Origin of the sequence: Lentzea flava (assembly GCF_014648475.1) — a bacterium.
GTDB classification, from domain to species: domain Bacteria; phylum Actinomycetota; class Actinomycetes; order Mycobacteriales; family Pseudonocardiaceae; genus Lentzea; species Lentzea flava.
Genome location: NZ_BMRE01000127.1, coordinates 1 through 4,094 on the forward strand (window position 1 = coordinate 1; position 4,094 = coordinate 4,094).

Below are 4,094 nucleotides of genomic sequence, written 5' to 3' on the forward strand. Positions count from 1 at the left end.
ATGAACCATGCCGTCCCGCAGCAGCACGCCGCCGTCATTGCGCCAAGTCCGTCGGGAGATTTCCGGCATCCTCCGGCACGTCGGCGAAGGGATCCCACGGAACGATCCGCAGGCTTGACACGTCCTGCAGGTGTTGGGACTGCAGCACAGAGACCTGCTCGTCGTCCAGCATCACCGTTTCGCGCATGAAGTCGCCGGTGAGCCTCACGGAGGCAGGCCCACCCGGATTGAACAGCACGTCTACGTTGTCGGCGAGCAGGACGACGAGCTCATCGAGATCAATGCGCTGCCATTGCGGAGCTCGGACCCGCCTGCGGTGCGGCTCGCCCGTGGCCACGACGACGCACAGTACGTCGTCGGGAGACTTCGTGATCAGCGGTCGACCGTCGCCGTTCATCGCGACGTCGAACAAGGTGTCGCGGAGCAGCAGCTGAATGTGCTCAGCCTCAGCGCTGCCCTGGAGCACGAGCCTCAGCACCGCGTCCAGGGGGTCTGAGGGCGACCTTTCGTCGGACTGCTGGTACCTCGGGTTGGCGCGGAACTTGCCCACCCGGCCATCCTCCAGCGGCCACACGCCGACGACGGCCTCGATGGGCGGCGTGTCGTTGGGTTTGGCGGGCCGCCATCCGGGATCCATCAGCAGGAACCAGTTGCTCAGCGCATCGTTCGCTTGCGATTCACCGCTCGTGTCGGTCTTGACGTCCATGGTGGTCCTTCGCTCGGCCTTGCTGTTCGGCCGGACCTGGAGTTCGGTCACACGGACTCCACTTCGCGCGCCGCGCCCACGCGAACATGACATCCCACCGGTTGAGTCGGGCCAATGGCAACCGATCCACTTGGGCCTGCCGCACACGGATACTTGCCCGAACGCACCTTCTGGCCATTATGGACCACAGCTAAAGGCAACCGGCCGGTAACGCGTTCGTACATAGATAGCCAATCTGTCAAGAATATCGATTCGTGATCACGCTCGTCAGGTGTAAACCGGTGCTCTGCTCCAAGTCCACACCGGGCGCGGAGTGCGCGCATTGTGAGCAGCAGGGGCGCGACGGCCCAACACCGGTCAGCACCGTGTCAATCCTGGCGCTGCCGAGAATTTGGTCTATCAACGCCGGGTATTTGGCGTCGCGGTCCCGGATGAGGAAACTGGTCCGCGTGAGGTGTCCGGTGTCTTCGAGATCCATGAGCAGGTTGCGGATGGCCTGGGGTGGCCCAAGCCTGGATGGGTGCGCGGTGGTGCCGAGCATGCGTACGCGCCGGCCGGTGTGGTGCCGGATCGACACCGGCGGTCTTGAGGATCTCCCCGCACCGTGGAGGCCGCGGTCGCGACACCCGAGAGCGCGAGTTCACCCGTGGATACGTCGCCACAGCGCAGCAAAGGCGTGGGAGACAGCAAGATAGGCGAAACGGACCAGCACGGCCGCGATCATGCCGGACGACGACCGCCAACCTGCCGACGCCTGCTGACCTGCACGGACGTATTTTCGGCACGCACAACCGCGGTCTCGTCGCCAGGTTGAGGGCTCTCACCAAGTATGGCGTCGGCGGTGGCCGACTTGCTGCTGGGCCCTCAAGCTTGACAGGACCGTGGTGAGCAGGGTGGGCAAGCAGATCCGGTCGGCGATGAGCCAACCGTTGCCCTCGGCCAGGGCGGTGAGCTCCCTGTCGGGTTCGAACGCCACGCTGTGGACGGACAAGGCGAACACGCCGGCATCGTTGATGGAGTTGCCGATGGCGAACACACACCTGGGCACAAGCCCGGCGCCGCGGGCGAGTTCGGCGACGGCAGCTGATTTTCCGTCCCGCACCGCGGGCATGCTGGCCAGCTCGCCGGTGTAGCGACCCGCATCCGTCTCGGCGATCGCCCCACGGGCGTAGGGGATGCGCAGATCCTGCGCCGCTACCTGGATGACCTCATCTGGGCTGCCCGAGATCAGCATGCTGCGGATTCCCAGATCTGCCAGGTCCGCCACGAGCCGACGGCTGAAGGGGAACAACCGTCCGCTCACCCCAGTCCAGCACTCCCTCGCGGCCTGCTGCACCTGGTGTTGCGCCTGACCTGCCAGAGATGAGGCGTACCGCTCGTACACTGCCGTGGTGGCCGAGACCAGATCCAGCTCGCCATCCTCGTAGCGCCGCGCCACACGCCCGATGTCCTCGACCGGGCCAGGATCGGCCAGCCCCTGAGCCGCCAGGCAGCTGACCAACGCCAAGCCCACAACCCCGGGAAACAACGTTCCGTCCATGTCCAGCACCGCGACCTGGCTGAGGCGCGGCGGCATCGTCACGGCCGCCCGACCGTAGCCGACGGGGGACCACCCGATCACGGTGCTGCCTGCCGCGGCAGGTCGCTCAGCATCGCGTCCAGGCCCTTGAGCCGCCACGATTCGATCGTCCCCCGAACCCAGGTCGCCATGCGAAGTGCCACCTCCACGCCGCCACGGTCGAACTCCTGGTTCAAGTGCCACTCGGCCCGGTGAAGGTGGTCCCAGACCACGCGCCGTGCCGCCCGCAAGCCCTGCTCCCAGTCCGCGCGCCCCCACGCCCGCAGTGTCTGCGCACTCAGCGGATCACCTGGCTTGATGTCCGCCCCGGCTGCCTCCAACAGAAGGGTGACGGGCAGGGTGTAGTTGCCCAACTCGATGTCGTAGTCGGCCGTCTTGGACCGCTGCCGCCCGGACTCGCCCAGCCAAGGCTTGGATGTCCTCGATATCGTGCGCGTACTGGAAACCCAGACCGAACTCGCGGATGGCCTGACGCAGATGAGTCAGCTCCACCGGCCACAGCGGACTGGACATGCATCCCACGACCAGCCCGAGTTCCATCATCGCGGAGGTCTTGCCGATGTTGATGGCCTCGTGAGTGGCCCTGTCCTTGACCATGTCGCATTCGTGCAGCTCCCGCAGTCACGCCCCGTTGACCCGCTGAAAGGTTTCCAGGAACGCGCGTGCGAACTCGGCGCAGTCGACCTGGGCGATCTCCAGGCCTGTCGTGGCGACGATGGTGCCCAGCAGCAGCGCTCGCTCGACGCCTGCCGGCTTCCACAGCGTGGGCACGCCATGGCGCACGGTTCCCTTATCCAGGATGTCGTCGTGGATAAGCGTCGAGGTGTGCAGCAGTTCCAGCGCGACACAACGCCGGATCAGGCGATCGGAGACCTCACCGGCTGCCACCGCGGCCAGGCGAGACCGCACCAGCCTTCCCGCGGTCAGCTCGCCTGCATGCCCGGCCAAGCCGTAGGGCAGCAACGCGCGGCGATATTCACCCTCGACCTCACGAGTCAATCGCGCCCCGAAGTCGAGGAGATCAGGCTGGCCGGAACAGTCTTTGGCACCGTGCCCTCCTGGCCGGATGATTCCGTGAGCCATCTGCCGGGCATCAGCGCAGCAATGGAAATGAGGCTGAACTGCCTGCAGCAGATCGCCGAATGAGTGAATGAGCCGGAACACCGGAGTAAAACCACGGGCCCCATTCGTGAAGGGCGCCGGCAAAGTCGTTTCACCTGGATGCTAGGCGGGCACGACGCTCGTTGATCATGTGCGTGTCTAAGTCGCATGATCTTGTGGGAGTGCCGTGCCCGCCGTGTCATCTTGCCCGATTCCCGCTGCGCTGGATCGGCTGACCCAGGCTGCTGATGATCGAGTCGCCGACCTACGTGAGTTCGTCGTTCATGTGCCGGACCCGCGTGCCCGGCGGGGTGTGCGGCATTCGTTCACCGCGATCGGGGAATGGGCCGCAGAGGCACCACAACGCGTTCTGAAACGCCTCGGTGCCCGGTTCGACCACCGCCGAAACGACATGTGGCCCTGGACGAGTCGCCCCTGCGCCGGGTGATGGTTGCGAACGCGGTATGAACAGACCAATCACTACCTCGGCTGTGTCGCGATCAAGGTCTTCGACGTCCGCCGGTAGGCGTCGCCTCCAGTCCCCAGATGGTGATGACGGTGAGCGGCACGACGAACGTGAAGCTCAGGAGCGCGGTGGTCAAACGCCCGGCACGACCCCGCGCACCCGAGCCCATACCGCTAGTGCCCTAGTCGTTGATTCGAGTGCAGGCGTCGGGTTCGGTGGCATGCCGAACCCGAAGCTGCCTG

General features: G+C 65.7%; 4 protein-coding genes. All 4 read right to left on the minus strand.

Annotated elements, in window-relative coordinates:
* Positions 1-34 precede the first annotated feature (34 nt).
* The 4 genes from IEZ09_RS45710 to IEZ09_RS45725 all read right to left on the minus strand — a co-directional run bounded on the left by IEZ09_RS45710 (position 35) and on the right by IEZ09_RS45725 (position 3,449).
* Positions 35-757: a type VII secretion system-associated protein gene (locus tag IEZ09_RS45710; protein WP_229813566.1), complete on the minus strand. Its 723-nt coding sequence runs from the start codon at positions 755-757 to the stop codon at positions 35-37.
* A 769-nt stretch (positions 758-1,526) separates the two neighbouring features.
* Positions 1,527-2,282 carry an HAD family hydrolase gene (locus IEZ09_RS45715; protein ID WP_229813567.1) on the minus strand — a complete coding sequence of 252 codons (756 nt, stop codon included), beginning with the start codon at positions 2,280-2,282 and terminating at the stop codon, positions 1,527-1,529.
* Positions 2,283-2,323: 41 nt separating this feature from the next.
* Complete coding sequence (locus IEZ09_RS45720; protein WP_189260114.1) at positions 2,324-2,638, minus strand: hypothetical protein; 315 nt, start codon at positions 2,636-2,638, stop codon at positions 2,324-2,326.
* Between the two features lie 268 nt (positions 2,639-2,906).
* Positions 2,907-3,449: a polyprenyl synthetase family protein gene (locus tag IEZ09_RS45725; RefSeq protein WP_189260115.1), complete on the minus strand. Its 543-nt coding sequence runs from the start codon at positions 3,447-3,449 to the stop codon at positions 2,907-2,909.
* Positions 3,450-4,094: the final 645 nt, after the last annotated feature.

Bases quoted from the DNA above. Each gene is read 5' to 3' on its own strand.
- IEZ09_RS45715 (WP_229813567.1), bottom strand. From the start codon at position 2,282: ATGCCGCCGCGCCTCAGCCAGGTCGCGGTGCTGGACATGGACGGAACG.